The sequence below is a fragment of the Vibrio crassostreae genome, assembly GCF_041439375.1.
Classification (GTDB): Bacteria; Pseudomonadota; Gammaproteobacteria; order Enterobacterales; family Vibrionaceae; genus Vibrio; species Vibrio crassostreae_D.
Map to the genome: position 1 here is coordinate 1 of NZ_JBGONY010000083.1, position 16,325 is coordinate 16,325.

General features: G+C 43.6%; 18 protein-coding genes and 1 pseudogene. 9 read left to right on the top strand and 10 right to left on the bottom strand.

Annotated features, from left to right (window positions below; genetic code table 11):
- Nucleotides 1-576 precede the first annotated feature (576 nt).
- The 6 genes and pseudogenes from ACED45_RS22190 to ACED45_RS22215 all read left to right on the top strand — a co-directional run.
- A complete protein-coding gene (locus ACED45_RS22190; protein WP_004731486.1) occupies nucleotides 577-1,740 on the top strand; it encodes a threonine/serine exporter family protein in 1,164 nt (387 codons plus the stop codon).
- Nucleotides 1,741-1,909: 169 nt separating this feature from the next.
- Nucleotides 1,910-2,248 carry a zinc ribbon domain-containing protein YjdM gene (locus ACED45_RS22195; RefSeq protein ID WP_146490772.1) on the top strand — a complete coding sequence of 113 codons (339 nt, stop codon included), beginning with the start codon at nucleotides 1,910-1,912 and terminating at the stop codon, nucleotides 2,246-2,248.
- Between the two features lie 100 nt (nucleotides 2,249-2,348).
- Nucleotides 2,349-2,771 (top strand): N-acetyltransferase, encoded by a 423-nt coding sequence (locus ACED45_RS22200; protein ID WP_102441332.1) that lies wholly within the window; start codon nucleotides 2,349-2,351, stop codon nucleotides 2,769-2,771.
- Nucleotides 2,772-2,818: 47 nt separating this feature from the next.
- Nucleotides 2,819-3,313, top strand: coding sequence for a GNAT family N-acetyltransferase (locus ACED45_RS22205; RefSeq protein ID WP_371715033.1), 495 nt, complete (start codon nucleotides 2,819-2,821; stop codon nucleotides 3,311-3,313).
- Between the two features lie 93 nt (nucleotides 3,314-3,406).
- Entirely contained in the window at nucleotides 3,407-3,838 is a 432-nt protein-coding gene (locus ACED45_RS22210) for a GNAT family N-acetyltransferase (RefSeq protein WP_371715034.1), read from the top strand.
- A 95-nt stretch (nucleotides 3,839-3,933) separates the two neighbouring features.
- Nucleotides 3,934-4,167, top strand: a pseudogene (locus ACED45_RS22215) (hypothetical protein); the annotation flags it as partial.
- A gap of 20 nt (nucleotides 4,168-4,187) precedes the next feature.
- Here ACED45_RS22215 and ACED45_RS22220 read toward each other — a convergent pair.
- The gene (locus ACED45_RS22220) at nucleotides 4,188-5,117 is read right to left on the bottom strand and encodes a VirK/YbjX family protein (RefSeq protein ID WP_371715035.1); all 930 of its coding nucleotides are present in this window, start codon (nucleotides 5,115-5,117) and stop codon (nucleotides 4,188-4,190) included.
- Between the two features lie 300 nt (nucleotides 5,118-5,417).
- On the opposite strand from ACED45_RS22220, the gene ACED45_RS22225 reads away from it, so the two are divergent.
- Nucleotides 5,418-5,975 (top strand): hypothetical protein, encoded by a 558-nt coding sequence (locus ACED45_RS22225; protein WP_146490767.1) that lies wholly within the window; start codon nucleotides 5,418-5,420, stop codon nucleotides 5,973-5,975.
- Nucleotides 5,976-6,028: 53 nt separating this feature from the next.
- Here the strand turns inward: ACED45_RS22225 and ACED45_RS22230 are convergent, their stop codons facing one another.
- Nucleotides 6,029-6,637, bottom strand: a complete 609-nt coding sequence (locus tag ACED45_RS22230; RefSeq protein ID WP_371715036.1) for a LysE family translocator — start codon at nucleotides 6,635-6,637, stop codon at nucleotides 6,029-6,031.
- Nucleotides 6,638-6,739: 102 nt separating this feature from the next.
- Between ACED45_RS22230 and ACED45_RS22235 the strand changes: the two genes are divergently transcribed.
- Nucleotides 6,740-7,624 carry a LysR family transcriptional regulator gene (locus tag ACED45_RS22235; RefSeq protein WP_371715037.1) on the top strand — a complete coding sequence of 295 codons (885 nt, stop codon included), beginning with the start codon at nucleotides 6,740-6,742 and terminating at the stop codon, nucleotides 7,622-7,624.
- A gap of 63 nt (nucleotides 7,625-7,687) precedes the next feature.
- On the opposite strand, the gene ACED45_RS22240 is transcribed toward ACED45_RS22235, so the two are convergent.
- From ACED45_RS22240 to ACED45_RS22265, 6 genes are all read right to left on the bottom strand, one after another.
- Complete coding sequence (locus ACED45_RS22240; protein ID WP_371715038.1) at nucleotides 7,688-8,620, bottom strand: ADP-ribosylglycohydrolase family protein; 933 nt, start codon at nucleotides 8,618-8,620, stop codon at nucleotides 7,688-7,690.
- 192 nt (nucleotides 8,621-8,812) lie between these two features.
- The gene (locus tag ACED45_RS22245; RefSeq protein WP_102299991.1) at nucleotides 8,813-9,739 is read right to left on the bottom strand and encodes an amino acid ABC transporter permease; all 927 of its coding nucleotides are present in this window, start codon (nucleotides 9,737-9,739) and stop codon (nucleotides 8,813-8,815) included.
- Between the two features lie 177 nt (nucleotides 9,740-9,916).
- A complete protein-coding gene (locus ACED45_RS22250) occupies nucleotides 9,917-10,726 on the bottom strand; it encodes a transporter substrate-binding domain-containing protein (RefSeq protein WP_012600468.1) in 810 nt (269 codons plus the stop codon).
- A 12-nt stretch (nucleotides 10,727-10,738) separates the two neighbouring features.
- Entirely contained in the window at nucleotides 10,739-11,536 is a 798-nt protein-coding gene (locus ACED45_RS22255) for an amino acid ABC transporter permease (protein WP_029223351.1), read from the bottom strand.
- Entirely contained in the window at nucleotides 11,536-12,282 is a 747-nt protein-coding gene (locus ACED45_RS22260; RefSeq protein WP_371715039.1) for an amino acid ABC transporter ATP-binding protein, read from the bottom strand. Before ACED45_RS22260 ends, ACED45_RS22255 begins: the two co-directional genes overlap by 1 nt.
- Before the next feature lie 235 nt (nucleotides 12,283-12,517).
- Nucleotides 12,518-13,666: an iron-containing alcohol dehydrogenase gene (locus tag ACED45_RS22265; protein ID WP_285953597.1), complete on the bottom strand. Its 1,149-nt coding sequence runs from the start codon at nucleotides 13,664-13,666 to the stop codon at nucleotides 12,518-12,520.
- Nucleotides 13,667-13,859: 193 nt separating this feature from the next.
- Between ACED45_RS22265 and ACED45_RS22270 the strand changes: the two genes are divergently transcribed.
- The gene (locus ACED45_RS22270) at nucleotides 13,860-14,744 is read left to right on the top strand and encodes an AraC family transcriptional regulator (protein WP_146490759.1); all 885 of its coding nucleotides are present in this window, start codon (nucleotides 13,860-13,862) and stop codon (nucleotides 14,742-14,744) included.
- 148 nt (nucleotides 14,745-14,892) lie between these two features.
- Here the strand turns inward: ACED45_RS22270 and ACED45_RS22275 are convergent, their stop codons facing one another.
- Together ACED45_RS22275 and ACED45_RS22280 are read right to left on the bottom strand one after the other, a co-directional pair.
- The gene (locus tag ACED45_RS22275) at nucleotides 14,893-15,417 is read right to left on the bottom strand and encodes a hypothetical protein (protein WP_371715040.1); all 525 of its coding nucleotides are present in this window, start codon (nucleotides 15,415-15,417) and stop codon (nucleotides 14,893-14,895) included.
- A 12-nt stretch (nucleotides 15,418-15,429) separates the two neighbouring features.
- Nucleotides 15,430-15,864: a glycine zipper family protein gene (locus ACED45_RS22280; protein WP_060981192.1), complete on the bottom strand. Its 435-nt coding sequence runs from the start codon at nucleotides 15,862-15,864 to the stop codon at nucleotides 15,430-15,432.
- Nucleotides 15,865-16,325: the final 461 nt, after the last annotated feature.

The following is a 16,325-nucleotide window of genomic DNA, read 5'->3' on the forward strand; positions in this document are numbered from 1 at the left end:
CCCGCATCATCAGCTTGGAAGGCTGAGGTAATAGCCATTATACGATGCACGCACATCGTCTTAACGAGTTTGATAATGCCACATCTAACTGAAAACGAAACCTTTTTCTTTCATTTTTATTCTAAGTGCTCGCATAACCACCACTCCGCTAGTTTTTCCATCATGTTCGGCATTTTCAGAGTGAATAAAGTGTGACTAAACTCTCGTTAAACAGAGGGCGAGAAATAGCAGAACATGCTCCGCTATTTCTGTGACAAATTTGGGCTTGATTTATAAACCTGATTGGCGGCACTAGCCTGTAATAAAATCCGTGCAAATTAAGGAATTTGAAGTGTTAACATAAACTGCTTTTTATTCGTGTTTTGGCGTTCACTAATAACAATCTGAATGCATAAATTTAACTTATCAGCCGGTCAAAACATTCAGTAAACTAATCCCAAATGAGTAGAGTTATAGGCACTTCTAAGCCTTTGCAGAAAAAAGTAACGAGTTTAGTTGATAATTCACGCAAAAGTCTCGTCATTCCGTCTATCGTTTGGTACATTTGCCGCACATTTTGTCTCCCCTAAAATACCCATGCCTTCTCAGTTCCGAATTAACAAAATTGTTGAAATTGGTGACACTCTTCACCGCAGTGGCTGTGCTCCTTACAAGCTAGAGAAATACACCCAATTCTATGCGAAAAAGCATGGTGTGGACGTGATGATCCAAGCAACGCCAACGGCGATTAACTATCAATTTCCAGACGATAACAACGCCGTTATTCTTAAGCGTCTAAAGCCTGCGTCAATTAACCTGAGTTTGTTGGCCAATACGATCATTCGTATTAATCAGCCAAGCAGTGAACCTGTCCCTGAGCCTGTCGGTTATTCTAAATTTGTGACTGCTCTTGCTAATATGGGTATACCGCCTGCGTATTTAATGCTGGTGGGCAGTACGTTGGAAGCGGTTGGCTTTTCTGCGTTATTGGGTTTGATGGTTTGGGTATGTCAGCAAGTTCTTCATTCACGTCGCGCTATCGCGGTTGAATTCATTTCGGCACTGCTAACGGGTATCTTTGTGGCATTTTTGGCAAGCACAGGGTTGCCGATTCCGGTGTGGGCATTGTGTATCGCCTCGATAGTCTTGTTCGTCCCCGGATTATCCATAGCCAACGCACTAGAATGTTTGGCGTTTAATGATCTCGTCTCTGGTACCAGCTTGCTAGGGCAGAGCGCCTTAACCCTGATTAAGCTGTTTGTTGGGATAATCATGGGGCTCAATATTGGTGAAGCAATATGGGGACAAGCGGTCTCCATCGACTATACCAATGCGGTACCGATGTGGATGCATATATCTGGCTTGGTGCTGATCTCTGTATCTATCGGTGTGATGTTCAACGCACGCCCTAAAGACATCTTGCTTGGCTTACCAGTTGCGGTTCTCGGTATGTGGGGACCGTTCTATCTAGGTTTTGATAGTGGTTGGGTTGTAGGCACTTGGGTAACCACAGTTCTTATCACTTTATACGGTACTTGGATTGCCAAGAAGATGGAGCTCACGGGCTCTATTTATATCGTGCAAGGGATCATCATTTTGGTTCCGGGTAGCCGAGTATTAGTGAGTGCTAGCCAGTCAGTGTTTGAACAATCGATTTTGCCTATTCCAAGTATTGGTTTGTCTGCGTTATTCATGTTCTCGGCAATCGTGGCAGGGCAAATCACCGCTTACTCCATTTACTCCCCAAAAGTTGAACGCTAAGCTGTTCTGCTTCTCAAACCTTTAAACAAACACAGCTTAGCGGCTGTGTTTGTTCGTTTTGGGTGCTTAAGATAATGAACTCTCAAGGAAACTTGTTAGATTTATGCTCGCTAAGCCTAACAAGAGTCATTAAAATGGAACAAATTCTATTTAAATGAAGTATTAACGTATGTCTTTACCTCCTTGCCCGCAATGCCAATCTGAATATGTCTATCAAGACCAAAATCACTTAATCTGCCCTGAGTGTGCCTACGAATGGAACCCAGAAGAAGAGCGTCTAGAAAGAGAAGCCGCGCGCGTTAAGGACGTTAACGGTGCAGTGTTAGATACCGGCGATAAAGTTACTTTCATTAAAGATCTAAAAGTGAAAGGCAGTTCTAGCGTATTGAAAATCGGTACTAAAGCAGTGATTCGTCGCATCAATGAAGGTAAGGACCACCAGTTAGATTGCAAGCTTGATGGTGGTGGTGAAATGCTCGTTACGGCGAAGTACGTTAAGAAGCAATAACCATTATTTCAAACAATTGTCGTAAACCTTCAATAAGTTTAAGTGGCTTCTCGGCCATACTGATTAGCATATTAAACCGCAATAATTTCAGAGAATTAAGATGATCAGAGAATACCGCCCAGCCGATATTGAATCCGTTTTAGACATTTGGTTAACCGCCTCGATCAAGGCGCATGATTTTGTGGCTCCTGAGTTCTGGGAGTCCCAGGTTGGTAATATGCGCGACCTATATATTCCTGCATCACAAACCTATGTGTACCAAGTCAATGGTGAGGTTCGTGGCTTCTATTCACTTTACGAAGAGATACTAGCGGCGATCTTTGTCAGTACAGAACATCAAGGCAGTGGTATTGGTAAGCAACTAATCCAACACGCAAAGCTTGAATGTCCGAACTTGTCTTTAAATGTATATAAAGAAAACCAAGCGACGATTCAGTTCTATTTGTCCCAAGGTTTTTCTATTGTGAGCGAACAATCTGATGAGCATACTGGACACCAAGAATACACAATGCACTTAGCTTAAGCTTGATAGCTAACCCCGGAAGAAAAGTAACTAGGAATCAACATTATATGGACATGGTTAAAGCAGCTCTTTCACATTCAACTGCCTTTCATCACTATGTGAATGCCTGTACTGAAGATGGGTTAGATATTTACACGGGCATTTCTGATGGCAGTGATGCCTATTTAGAAAGACGAATTGCTTATTCAAAAGGTGAGGGATTGCCAGAAGGGTGGACGCCTGCTTCTACTTATTTTTGTTTCGAGTCTGGACGTATTCTTGGAGTGATAAGAGTTCGTCATGGCACCAGTCCGTACATTCACGATGTCATAGGACATATCGGCTACGAGACTTTGCCACAAGCGAGAGGGCGGGGCATCGCAAGTCATATGTTGTCTTGGGTTCAACGGCACGTATTGTCCGAAAGCGCTATTATTACGTGTGAGAGGGGCAATATAGCTTCGCAAAAGGTGATTGAGAAGTGCGGTGGACACTTCCTGAATACCTTTTACTCGGAGCAAGATAAACACGAAGTCTTACGTTACCAACTAGAACGAAAATGAACATTTAAGCGTGGCATTTTTGGGTTTTATCGGGGTTACTATGTCCCGGTTTAAACGAAAATGAAGCCATAACCAATTATTGTTGGAGGTATTTTGAAGTATTCAACAAGACCTGCTCAGTTATCAGATTATGAATTTCTGTTCGAGCTTAAGAAGGCCGCTGAGTTTGAACCAATCAAGGCCGTATTTGGCTGGGATGAGCAAACTCAACGAGATATACACGCCGAAGAGTGGGCAGAAGAACGGCCTGAAATCATCGAATATCAAGGTAAAGCGATTGGTAGTGTGTTGTTGCAAGACAAAGACGGACACTTCTATTTTTGCCGCTTCTTCTTACTGCCTGAGTATCATGGGAAGGGTATTGGTAGCCAAGTATTGAAAGATTGTTTAACTAAGGCTGACAGCCTCAATAAACCCGTCGAACTTTGTTACCTACAAGGTAATCGAGTTGGGGAGTTGTACTTGAGGTTTGGCTTTGAAATTACCTCGCAGAACGAACAGTTTGTTTATATGTGGCGCAAATAGACATTCCCCCAAAAAGATCACACCACCTCCGTAACTTGATAGGCACCTGACACCCATCTAACGTAAAACCTTGTAAAGCTCCCTATGGAACTAGGTGGGTCACTCACGCCAATCAGGGTGGTGTAAATGGAAGGTTGAGCAACCAACTTAAAACTCTGGATGCAGGATTAAGCCCAAAGGATCTGTATCAAGGGCGAGATCTCAAACCAACGACTGATATGCGAGGTGTAATTAAAGGTGTACTTGGTCAACACCTATCTATAAAAACGAAGCAGCTAGACACCATCTTCCCTGATAGTGAAATGATAAAGCCACTGGATCTCATCTAGTAGGGCGCTTCTATCAACAATTAATGTAACTTGGGAGCAGATTTAATGTCGTTTAACCGTGAAATGAGCTGTTCTTCAGTTTGCTTGAGCCAATCATAGCGTTTTGTGTACAAGCGACGCTTGGTCTTTTTCAATGTGTCAGTGTCTTTACGAAGAGGCTTAATGGGCAAGGAAAACCAATGTTTATCGACCAAAGAGGCGCCATTTTCAGTCCACAACGTGTCGTAATCAAATGTTATAGCACTACGTTTAGAACCGATATAGCGCATCGCTTGATAGATATGACCTTTATTCGAAACGGTTAAAATCTCATTAACTTTCATGTAATTAGCAAACATAGTTGCGAGTTCAACCATAAGTGACTTTGGTCTTAGCCCGTGTAACGAACGCGTCAGTTCTTTGATTTTGTCTTGGCTGCTGGTGATTCGCTTGTTTGTACCCTGTAGGCAGCCGATGTGCATGGTGCGACGCCCATTATTATCAGATATATTGAAGGTGACCGAGTAAATAGTAAGCCCGGTATTGGCCTCGACGAGTCGGATCCCCAAGGAACCTTCACGAGATTCCCCCGAGAAAGTCTCAATCCTGAACTCATCTCCATTTCGGTCAGCAAAGGTCAAAAGCTCAAAGTTAGAAAGGTGCAGATGCACTGTATTTGGACCAAATGTTCGTTCTAAGAGTTCGAAGTGAGAATGCAGTAACGAAGCACGTGTTTTAGGTTTGATGCCAATACAGATGAATGGTTTGAGTGGCTTTTCAAAGATTTTAGGATTCTGCTCAAGAAGGTTTGAGAGATTGCTTTTCTCTTTAAGCTGATGCACTTTGCGAATGACCTTAGGGTTCATAACGCCCCATAGTGTAAAGCGCAGATTTTTCTTGATTCGGGTTAAACCTTTGGTGTTTGGGTGTACAGCATTGGAAAGCTCAACGATTTGACGAAAATTTTGCACGTTTACCTCAACTTAGAAAACAAAAAAGCATCGTTGAAAATAAAAAACGATGCTCCATAAAATGATAAGTAGGTGTTAGTGAAAAAATCGTGAAACTTGAATTAAGTTGGTTTCTATCAACCACGATAGTTAAACGCGATTAGGGAGAGCTTGCTTGGAGGGAACGTTAAATAAGAGAATTGTTAGTATCCCTATAAAATAATGCAAACTATATCAATATTTTATGAATTCGTGTTTTCGGTTTGATTTTTTAATGATAGGGTCGCCGGATAATTATATTGATAAGAATAAAGGCTTTATATGAATAAGTTTCTGATTGTTGCATTCGCTGCAGCTGTAAGTATTTCGGGCTGCAAAAGTATTCCTACTTCGGCTACCGACACCTTGTCAGAACCAAAAGGTAACGGCGCATTAGCTATCGCGACCAACATCTCTAAGTACGATTCAACTTACCCATGCGTAACGTTTTCGTTTGATATACAAGAAAAAGTCGATGGTAAATTAGTTGATTCTGAACCACAAACCTTACGTGTATTTGTGTATGAAGATACGAAGTACGCGCTGTTTGATGGTATCAAACCGGGCAACTATGTATTAACTCAGTTTCGATGCAATATGCGTCGTGGCCTTGTTGCTAACGATGGTAGGTCGTATCTCAGTCTTGACCTAGAAACTGAACATACCATCAAGGCGAACACAATAACGATGTCTTCAAATTTTATTCACGCGACTCAAGATGAAGATCGGTCTTTTGCATTAAACGTTGGTATTTGGCAATCGCAAGATGTTGTGCATTTCCAGAATCTACTAACGAACGAAGTGAGTAATAAATGGGAAGTGGGTGGCTTTGAAGGCTAATTAAGTTCATCACTATGGCAGCTTTTATTGCTGCCATAGTTTGACTCATCGGGTTATTTTAATGCTAGCGCTAAGCCAAAAGATACCAATCCAACTCCACACGCTTGATTGAGCCTTTTCTTGGCTTTCAACAAGTGTTTTTGCAAAGTCGTTGAAGTAAACAACATTGCGACAATTCCAAACCACAATCCATGAAGAACTATCATGTACAACCCATAACCGAGAGCGACATGCTGGTTCTCAGCTTCGGGTGAGATGACTTGGCTGAAAATGCTTAAGAAGAACAACATGGTTTTTGGATTCAGCACGTTACACAAAAATCCTTGTGCTAAATAGCGCCAAACACTGGTGCTTCGCCTTGTTCCTTTCAAAGGTGCAAGCTTGTTGTCCGCACTCAAGATACCTTTTAGTCCTAGATAAATAAGGTAGGCTGCACCTGCGTATCTGATCATGTCAAACAGCTGCTCATTCTGTGAGATTAAGTAACTGATCCCAAGCATTGAATAACTGATGTGAACACAAATCGCTAAACTCACACCTATTGCAGTCCAAATTCCTGCTTGTCGTCCTTGATTGATACTGTTTTTCAAAACTAAAACAAAATCCGCGCCTGGGCTTATAACAATTAATAGTCCCAATACTGCTAGGCTTAACCACTCCATAATGACTCCAACTCTTTATATTTTATGAGCTAGCATTGTATGGTTTTTTATTGCTGTCTATAATCGAAATGAATTCCACCTATCTGTGAGGAAAAATCACACATGAGACATTTGAAAGCATTTCATATTTTCCATGTAGCAGCGCATTCGAGCAGTTACAGTGAAGCGGCGGATAAACTCAATATTACCCATGGTGCGGTGAGTAAGCAGATCAAGGTATTGGAAAATCACTTACCCCAAGTTTTGTTCTACAAACAGGGCAGGAATGTGTGTCTAACCAAAGAAGGGGAATTACTCAAAGGTTACACATTGCAAGCGTTCCAAGCCTTGGAGACAGGAGTCCATAAACTTAATCAGCTGAATCATCAAGCGTTGGAAGTTTCATGTGAACCCACATTGACCATGCGTTGGTTAATGCCTCGACTCGGTGATTTCTATAACGAATCCGGAATTGATGTTCGCTTGTCTACGGCGGGTGGGCCTGTGACGTTAGGTGAAACTGGATTAGATATGGCAATTCGCCGAGACGACTTTAACGTAACCGAGTACTACAAACAGATTCCGTTAGTCGAAGAATGGGTTGGCCCTGTATTCTCGCCTGGCTATTGGCAACAAGTTAAAGACAAGTTAGCCGATGTGAAATTACTGCACAGCAGCACACGACCAAACGCTTGGAACCATTGGGTATCCATCACCAAAGGTAGTGAATTTGATAGCCGAATGGTGTCGCAAGCTCGTTCAAACCAGACCTTTGCACACTTCTTTTTTTGCTTTCAAGCGGCCGTTGATGGGCTAGGAGCCGCTCTAGGGTCTTATCCACTTGTAGCCGACGATATTGAAAGAGGTAACTTGATCGCGCCGTTTGGCTTTGTGCCTTCAGGTCATCAGTACATACTGCTCACACAAGATAGCAACCATGATGAGCCAGAAAGCCCGTTTGTTGTTTGGCTGAAGAATGAGTTATCGCAGTGTGTTCCAACTTTATAGGAATGACATCCGACCTAGAGGTTTGCTTGTCTTATGTCAGACTCTAGTTCATTATTGTGGGAATCACTCAATAGGCAAAGACAGCACGCCACCATTGAGTTCGATTTGGTTCAGCCATTCTGTTGGAATCGCGCCATCTTCTTCGTAGAAACACGCCGCTAAGACTGCTCCAATCACAATCGCACGCCCGCAGCTATCACCGCCACATAAGATATTGTCGTGAATGCCTTGTTTATAACTCTGAGCACCCGCGATGATGCGAATCAGTAGTGGGAACGCAGCACTCAATTCACAATGTAATCCGAACTTCTTCGCGGCATCTGTAATCGAAAGCTCCGGTTCAGCCAGTGCTTCGTCGATTTGATCATGTATAAATTTGCTACAAGTTTGTCGCACCATTTCTACCGACTGCAGTGGCGAGTTGCCTTGAATTGCCGCTTGAACCAATAAGGTGATGGCTTGTGCCCATTCCACGGCTTTGTCGTTGTTGTTGGTGACTCGCACCGCACTCTCTACCATCGCGGGTAAGGTGTGAGAGGTATAAGTACATGCCACTAATGGAATGATCTTTGAGACTGCGGGAAGTTGTGTATCGTCGGCGCCACATGCAGTAATCGAGACGTTCTCTAGTTCTAATTGATGGATGTTCAACAAGCTCATACGCGTTGCTTTATCAATGTAGCCTCGCCAACTGCCACCAAAATCAAACCAGAAGCGGAAGTGTTTGATGTAACTTGCTTCATCGTAGTGTTGATTGTCGACCATCGCCAAGAGCTGAGCACCGTATTGCGATTGTTCACCTGCGGTTTTACCTTGGTGCGCAAAGTAGCCCTTGTCTTGGTAATCGAACTGATTCGGTGAGCGAAACTCTGGCTCAAAACCCGCTACGTGTAAGATTCTCTCTTGGTCATACAGCCAGTGCAGCCCCATTGAAGCGGCGTCGCCAACCAAGGCGCCAACAACAGCGTAAAAAGCTCTTTCTTTATGATTGTCCATGTTGAGTGATGTCCTTGAGAAGAATCAACGCAGTTCGATACTTTAAGTATAGTGATTAGGCGAGTATTTTGCTGTGTTTCTAAGAAGAAATATGAAGAGATAAATCCTGATTAGTCAATAGCTTAAACCAATCAGGTGAAATTGATAAGGGCAATGAATAGTCGGGCGAGTCGATACTTTTGATTAATGGTGTTACTGATGGTTAAGGTAGGCGCTAGAACGCTGCTCAATCACTTTGAATAGACGCGAAAGTGCAAAGCACAAAGTAAAATATACGAAGCCAACAATCAGCCAGATCTCGAAGATCAAACCTGAAGAGTTTGCCATCTCAGTACCAACAAACGTCATCTCTTGGATCGAAATCAGAGAAACAATCGACGTGTCTTTAACCAAAGATATTGCTTGGCCAGCCAATGGTGGGGTGATGGCAGTCAATACTTGTGGGCCAACCACAAATCGATACTTAGACAATGCAGACAAGCCAAGTGAATCGGCCGCTTCCCATTGGCCTTTAGGAATACCTTCTAAACCCGCTCGAATCACTTCCGCAATATAAGCCGAAGAGAGCAAACCAATACAAATAACACCAGATGCTAAGTTTTCCCAAAGGTTAGCTGGGCCGAACAGGAAACCTTGAACAGCGTTAATCTCGCCATTATGTTCACGTAAGATACTTTCTAAACCAAGTAATGGAATCAGTTGGTTAGAAACGAAGAAATAGAAGATGAAGACAAACACCAGTGGCGGAATATTTCGAACCAACTGGATAAAAATCAGTGCAGGCGTTCTGAAGAAAGCGATTTTGGAGTGCCTTGCGACGCCAAGTAATGTCCCAAAAGAGAGTGCTAACACCATGCTCCAGACACTCAAGCGCAGTGTAGCGATCAAGCCTTGGAAAAAATAAGGGATGTTACCTTCGGAGGGCGGAATAAAAATCAGGGTAAACGCATCTTCCCATCGCCAATGGTAGTTGATACCAACAGCGGAACGATAATAAAGCCAGCCTGCAAACACACAAATAACGGCGAGTAACACGCCATCTAAAAGAGTAAGGCGTTGATACCAAGGCTTCATATGAACGTTGGGCTTAGGTGTTGTTAATGCGCTAGTACTACTCACGTCATTCCTGTTTAAACATTAATTATTATTGGGTTGTTGCTTGGATTTAAAACGAATCAAATAAAGCTACTTAAAAAGGCTACTTAAATCGTCGATGAGAAGGCAGTGCAAACAGTGCACTGCCTTGATTCAGATTCGACAGATTAGCTCATATTAAAAAGTGAGCTCAACTTCAGATTACTGACCTTGAGCAATCTGATCTTGCCAATCCAGAGTAGAGAACCAGTATTCGTAACGCTCTTTCAACCAACCGTCTTCAGTACGTGCTTTGATCCATTCGTTGAAAAATTCTGCCTTGTCAGTTTCACCTAGGCGAACTGCAAATGCTTCGTTACCTTTGGATAGACGCTCTTCAAATGGAATAAATAGCGTGTCTGCGTTTTTGATCGTTTCGTGTTCTGGTTTCGGGCTAGACGCGATAACCGCGTGTGCGTTGCCGTTCAATACTTCTTGGAATGCTTGAGCATCGTCATCGAACTGCAGAACTTTCGCTTTAGGGAAGGTTTCACGAGCCACTTGAACCGTGAATGCTCCACGACGTGCTGCAATTTTTACGCGGCGAGAATCAAAATCAGAGATCTGAGTAAAACCTTCCGCTAGCTCTTTATTAGCCGCCAGTTGAACGCCAGAGTGCGAGTAAGGTTCAGTGAACAATACGCTTTTAGCACGAGCTTCAGTGATAGACATACCGCCGATGATCACATCAAACTTCTTCGATAATAGAGAAGGAATAATGCCATCCCATGCCGTCGGTACGAATTCGACTTTCCAGCCTGAATCCTCAGCAAGACGTTTCGCCACATCGATTTCAAAGCCGACAAGATCGCCTTGTTTGTTACGCATCGCCCAAGGAACAAAAGTCGACATACCGACACGTAGAGATCCACGCTCGTTAATCTTGTCTAGGTTAGGCGTTTCAGAAGCAAGTGCAGGCAAACTCACGGCAAGCGCAAGTAAAGCGGTGATAGCGGTTTTAAATAGCTTCATGCTGATAAATCCTTATTGTGTTCGCCAGTTAGCTCCGAGCTTATGCTCAAGCCAAGCTGCAACGGCAGAAAGTGAAAGTGTAAGTGCGAGATAAATGATCGCCACAGAGAACCAAATCTCGAATGGCATCGCGGTTTCAGAAACGATGTTTCTGGCTTCGGTTGTTAGGTCAAAGATAGCCATGACACTCACAATCGAAGAGTTTTTGATAAGAGAGATCACTTCATTAGTTAAAGGCGGCAAGGTACGTTGTACCACCTGAGGAAGAATCACATCCCAGTAAGTATAGGTTTTTGATAAGCCCAAAGATTGTGCCGCTTCAAATTGTCCTCTCGCAATACCGTTTAAACCAGCACGAAATATCTCGGCAGTGTAAGCACCTTGGAAAAGTGCTAAGGCTAAAACGGCAGTGCTAAAACGATCCAGCCCTAATACGGGACCAAATACAAAATAGAGCAAATAAATTTGGACCAATAACGGCGTATTACGAATCAACTCAACATAGCTGGTGGCTAGGGTGCGTCCAACCACTGAGTTGGAGTTTCTCAATAGCGCTGTGGTTAAACCAATGATCAGCGTCGCGACCAAAGAAATCAGAGAAATATTGATGGTAACCAGTAGCCCTTCAACTAATTCTGCAGGCCACCATTCACCATCTTCATAGAAAGCAATATAGTCTGGCACGCGCTCCCATTGCCAGCTGTATCCCATGGTTTGTGCGCCAGAATCGAGGATCCAGACAACCGCAGCCACGAGCACAATAATTTGTACCAAAGCGGATAGGGCGGGTTTAATAATTCGAATCAACATCAATAAGTCAGGATCTGATTTAGGAACGCTTGAGTACGTTCATGTTGCGGGTTTTCAAAAAGCGCTTGAGGCGTATTGGATTCCACAATTTGTCCTTCATCCATGAAGATAACGCGGTCGGCCACTTGTTTCGCAAAGCCCATTTCATGGGTCACACACACCATGGTGATGCCTTCGCTCGCCAGTTCAACCATCACATCGAGCACTTCGTTGATCATCTCCGGATCAAGCGCTGAAGTTGGTTCGTCGAACAAGAGTAACTCGGGTTTCATACACAGAGAGCGGGCGATAGCCACGCGTTGTTGCTGACCGCCAGAGAGTTGTACTGGGTATTTGTTGGCTTGTTCTGCGATGTGCACGCGCTCGAGATAGTGCATTGCAAGCTTCTCGGCTTCTTGTTTACTTTTTTTAAGCGTACGAATCGGGGACAGAGTTAAGTTCTCAAGCACCGTAAGATGGGGGAATAAATGAAAGTGCTGAAACACCATCCCAACTTGGCCTGGGGTGTTGAACTTGCTCGGAAGTACTTGCTCTAGCACAGAAAGCTCGCCACTCTCGAAAGGTTCTAGTTGATTGATACAACGGATCAAGGTTGATTTACCCGAACCTGATGGCCCGCAAATCACCACTATCTCTCCCTGCTCAATATTTAAATCGATATCCTTTAGGGCATGAAAATCACCATACCACTTGTTAAGTGACTTAAACTTAACCATTTCCTTGAGATTGTTCAAATCGTTGTTCATACCTAGTAAAGAGACAGGTTTACCTTACCAATATAGAAATCTGAATGCACATAAAATTAAGGACTTATGAGAATTTAATGGCATCTTGTAGGGCAAATTAAAAAGCAGCGCCTGATTTGGACGCTGCTTGAGAATATACGCAAGGGCAAAGAATTTGGTTCAGTTTCACGGAATAAATTTTTAGATTATGGTGATTTTCTTTAGAACCTTGTTTTCCTTGCTCTAATTTTGACAGCTATTGAATCGCAGACTCTAGAATCTCGCGTGTTTTCTCAGGTGTGATTGCTTGGTTTTCGCCTAGTTGCAGGTAGCCATGTGATTCAAGTTGAGCGACAACATTGTCGATCGCAGTTGCTTTGTTTGTTTCGTAACCGTCGAACATCGTTGGAACGTCTAGGCTGTGATAGAAAGCTTCGATTGCAGCAATAGTGCGCTCTGCCAAGTCAGCACCCGCTTCTAGGCCAAATACGTTACGACCCATTTGCTCTAGCTTGCCACGCTTCGCTTCGATTTGATTACGAAGTAGCGAAGGTTGAACAATCGCAAGAGAACGTGCGTGGTCTACGTGCCATAGTGCTGTGAACTCGTGGCCAATCATATGTGTTGCCCAATCTTGAGGAACGCCAGTACCAATCAGGCCGTTAAGCGCTTGGTTTGCTGTCCACATTAGGTTTGCACGCCATGCGTCGTTGTCACGCTCGTCGTATTGCTTACCCAGTACAAGTAGGTTTTTAAGTAGTGTTTCTGCGTAACCGTCTTGAACCATCGCGTCTGTTGGCATTGTGATGTATTGCTCACACACGTGAACCCATGCATCAACTAGACCGTTGATCAATTGACGCTCTGGAAGAGACTTCATTACGTCTGGATCCATAACCGCGAACTTAGGTTGTACAGCAGGGTTCATGAACGCCAGTTTCTCTTGAGTCTCTTTACGAGTGATTACAGCACCCATGTTAGATTCAGAACCTGTTGCAGGAAGTGTCAGTACTGCACCAATAGGAGTAGCTTCAGTTACTTGGTGTTTGCCCGCTAGGATATCCCAACCGTCGCCGTCGTATTTAGCCGCTGCAGCAACGTATTTAGAACCGTCGATTACCGAACCACCACCAACAGCGATAATGAATTCTACGTCTTCTTCTTTAACAAGAGCGACTGCTTTATCTAGCGTCTCTTTCGTTGGGTTAGCTTCAACACCAGAAAACTCAATCCAAGCGTGATCTTTAAGAGATTCGACAACTTGGTCGTAAACACCGTTGCTTTTGATTGAACCGCCACCGTAGATGACTAGCACTTTCTTAGAAGTATCAACTGCTTGGCTGATAGCATTGATTTGGCCTTGGCCGAAGTGGATTACAGTAGGGTTAACATAAGTAAATTGCATTGTAGGTTCCTTGTGTAAAGCTAGATTTTTTATTCTGATGTGTTGCTTAATTTCTATATTTGCATATTAGTACACGAATCTAGGGTGGTGAAGGCCAGTTCCTCCAAATTAATTGCCTATTTCTACAAAATTGATATTCTTCCTTTGCTTTAACTTACTTACTCTTAGCACTTAGAATGGAAAGTCGCCACTTATGCAAACACTCGCGCAGTTATTACAGTCTTATGTAGAACACAAAGGTTGGGATGATCTTGAAGGGATCAGAGAAACTGAAATTGGCGGTGTGTGGTTGTATAGAAGCAGTGGCGGCAACCAGCGTCAGCCATTCACTTATCAGTCGGGTATTATCATGCTCGGGCAGGGCAAAAAGAACATCTACATTGGCGACAGACCCGTTACTTACGCTGCAGGTGATTATCTTGTGGTAGGCGTGCCAATGCCATTGGAGTGTGAAGCCTTGCCTGTTAATGGCGAACCATTACTTGGTTTATCTATCAACATTGACTCTCAACGTTTGCACAGCTTGGTAAAAAAGTTAGAAGACCAAGGTTTTCTTGAGAGCTATTGCAATAAGCACAAACAGAATTCTAGCGGCTTAGAATCGACACCGATGGAAGAGCAAATGCTAGAAAGTTTTACTCGATTGGTGAAAATGCTGCATTGCGACATCGAAGCCAACATATTGGGTGATGCCATGGTCAGCGAAATTGTCTACCGCGCCTTAACCGGTTCAGAAGGGCGAGTGCTGTTTGATTTGGCGCATCATGATGGCCATTACGCACGTGTCGCGAAAGCGCTGTCTAAAGTGCATGAAGAGTACGACCAAACCATTACTGTTCAATCGCTTGCTGACGAAGCAAACATGAGTGTGTCTGCTTTTCATAATGCTTTCCGCAACGTGACGTTTGAGTCACCACTTCAATATTTGAAGAAGGTAAGGCTCAACAAAGCCAAGGAGCTGATCCAGTTAGAAGGCCTGCGTATTAGTGATGCCGCACGCCGAGTTGGCTATTCTAGTCCATCCCAATTCAGTCGCGAATTTAAGCGTCATTTCAACACAACCCCAAGAGCGGTTTAGTTCTTTATATTGTAGGCTGACGAGAGGAAGTAGAAGGCTTCACTGCACTTCGATACGAGTTAATATCATTTCCTGATAGTAAACATTGAAGCCAAAGACCTCACCGCTACAAAGAGTTTGTTTAGTTTAGCCCCATAAGAATCAATCTCTAGAAAGCCACACCAATAGATACGTTAAACGTGTCCTCATCAATGTCATAAGGTAGCTCCTCACCCTCTGACTCGCCGCTGTCCACTTGGTAGTTTCTCCACTCCATTTTTAGCTCTGCAAATTTCCATTTAGTAGATACACCGAGGGCGTTGAAATAGGTTGCGTCAGGGTTGGCCGCGTCATCAACCTCGTCGCTGACCTGAGCGCCACCGATGCCGAAATTATAATAAGGGCGAACTGTGATACGTTTAAGCGGGAAGCTGTAACCAGCGCCTACCTTTAAAAATGCCATGCCGTCACTGATCGCGTCTTGGTCGTAGTCTTCTAGCTTATCATCACGCTTTCTGTGCTGGTATTCACCGCCAATCTCCAATATGTCACCACGAAACATCAGGTCGATGTATTGAGATGAGAGTTTATCTCCCTCCTGATACCCCAAGCCGAACGCAATATCAGCCATAGAGGGAGCAGAAAATCCTGCTAATAGAGCAGCTAACATTCTTTTTTTAATGAACTTTGTCATTGCCGAATCTCCTTAGTTCAGGGCGTTGTATTTCTTATCAATCATGCAGTTTCTCAACACTGTCGCATACATCGCTTTGTTATCTTCTTCAGCCTGAGCCCCTGCTCGTCGGCCGCTAACTCTACCGGAGACTACACCAATCGCCGCGCCAGTCTTGGCAGCGTCAGAGCCTGAGCCACCAGAGATAGCGCCAACAGCAGCGCCAGCGGCCGCCCCTTTAGCTGCGCCTTTTACGCCGCTTCCTTTCTTGGTTTCAGTGGGGGCTGTCAGTGTTGATTCAGCAACACCTTGACACGTTGCGAGCTCTTTCTGAGCAACCTCAAGGGTCACGTTGTCGTAATTGAATGAAATGTGAGTTGTTGGGTCTGTAATGTAGCCACCACCAGCAAGGGCTGAGAGGGAGGTTATAGCTAAGCTCAGGCCTAACAGTTTCGTTCTTTTGTTCACTTTCTAATCCTCAAGTTGATTAAACTAATTAGTTTAATCATTGATCTTGAACTTTCTTCTAGGTCGACAAATAGATTTAGACTTAATGAAGCTATAGGTGGTCTTCATGTTGGGGGCATACTATCTTGGCAGGCACATGTTGGATAATGACCTTGAAACATAAGAGTTATTTGTCTTACGCATATCATGGTTCATTTATGGATTGGCCGTTTTGAGTGGTTATGAGAGAGGTTGAATTTAAAAAGAGAGAGTTTGAACGATCACAACCTCCTTGTTAGGTAAGATGAGTAAATGTATCTAATGGTGGGCAATATTAGTGTTCTGGTATTCGATTGTAGAATATATTATTAACGTATTTATATAATTAAATGGCTCTAAAATAATTACTTATCTGGGCTAATAGTTTATGGGCTTTGTTTCCTAATTGGATCTCAGATAGAAACGGCCAGTATGGGTGATTA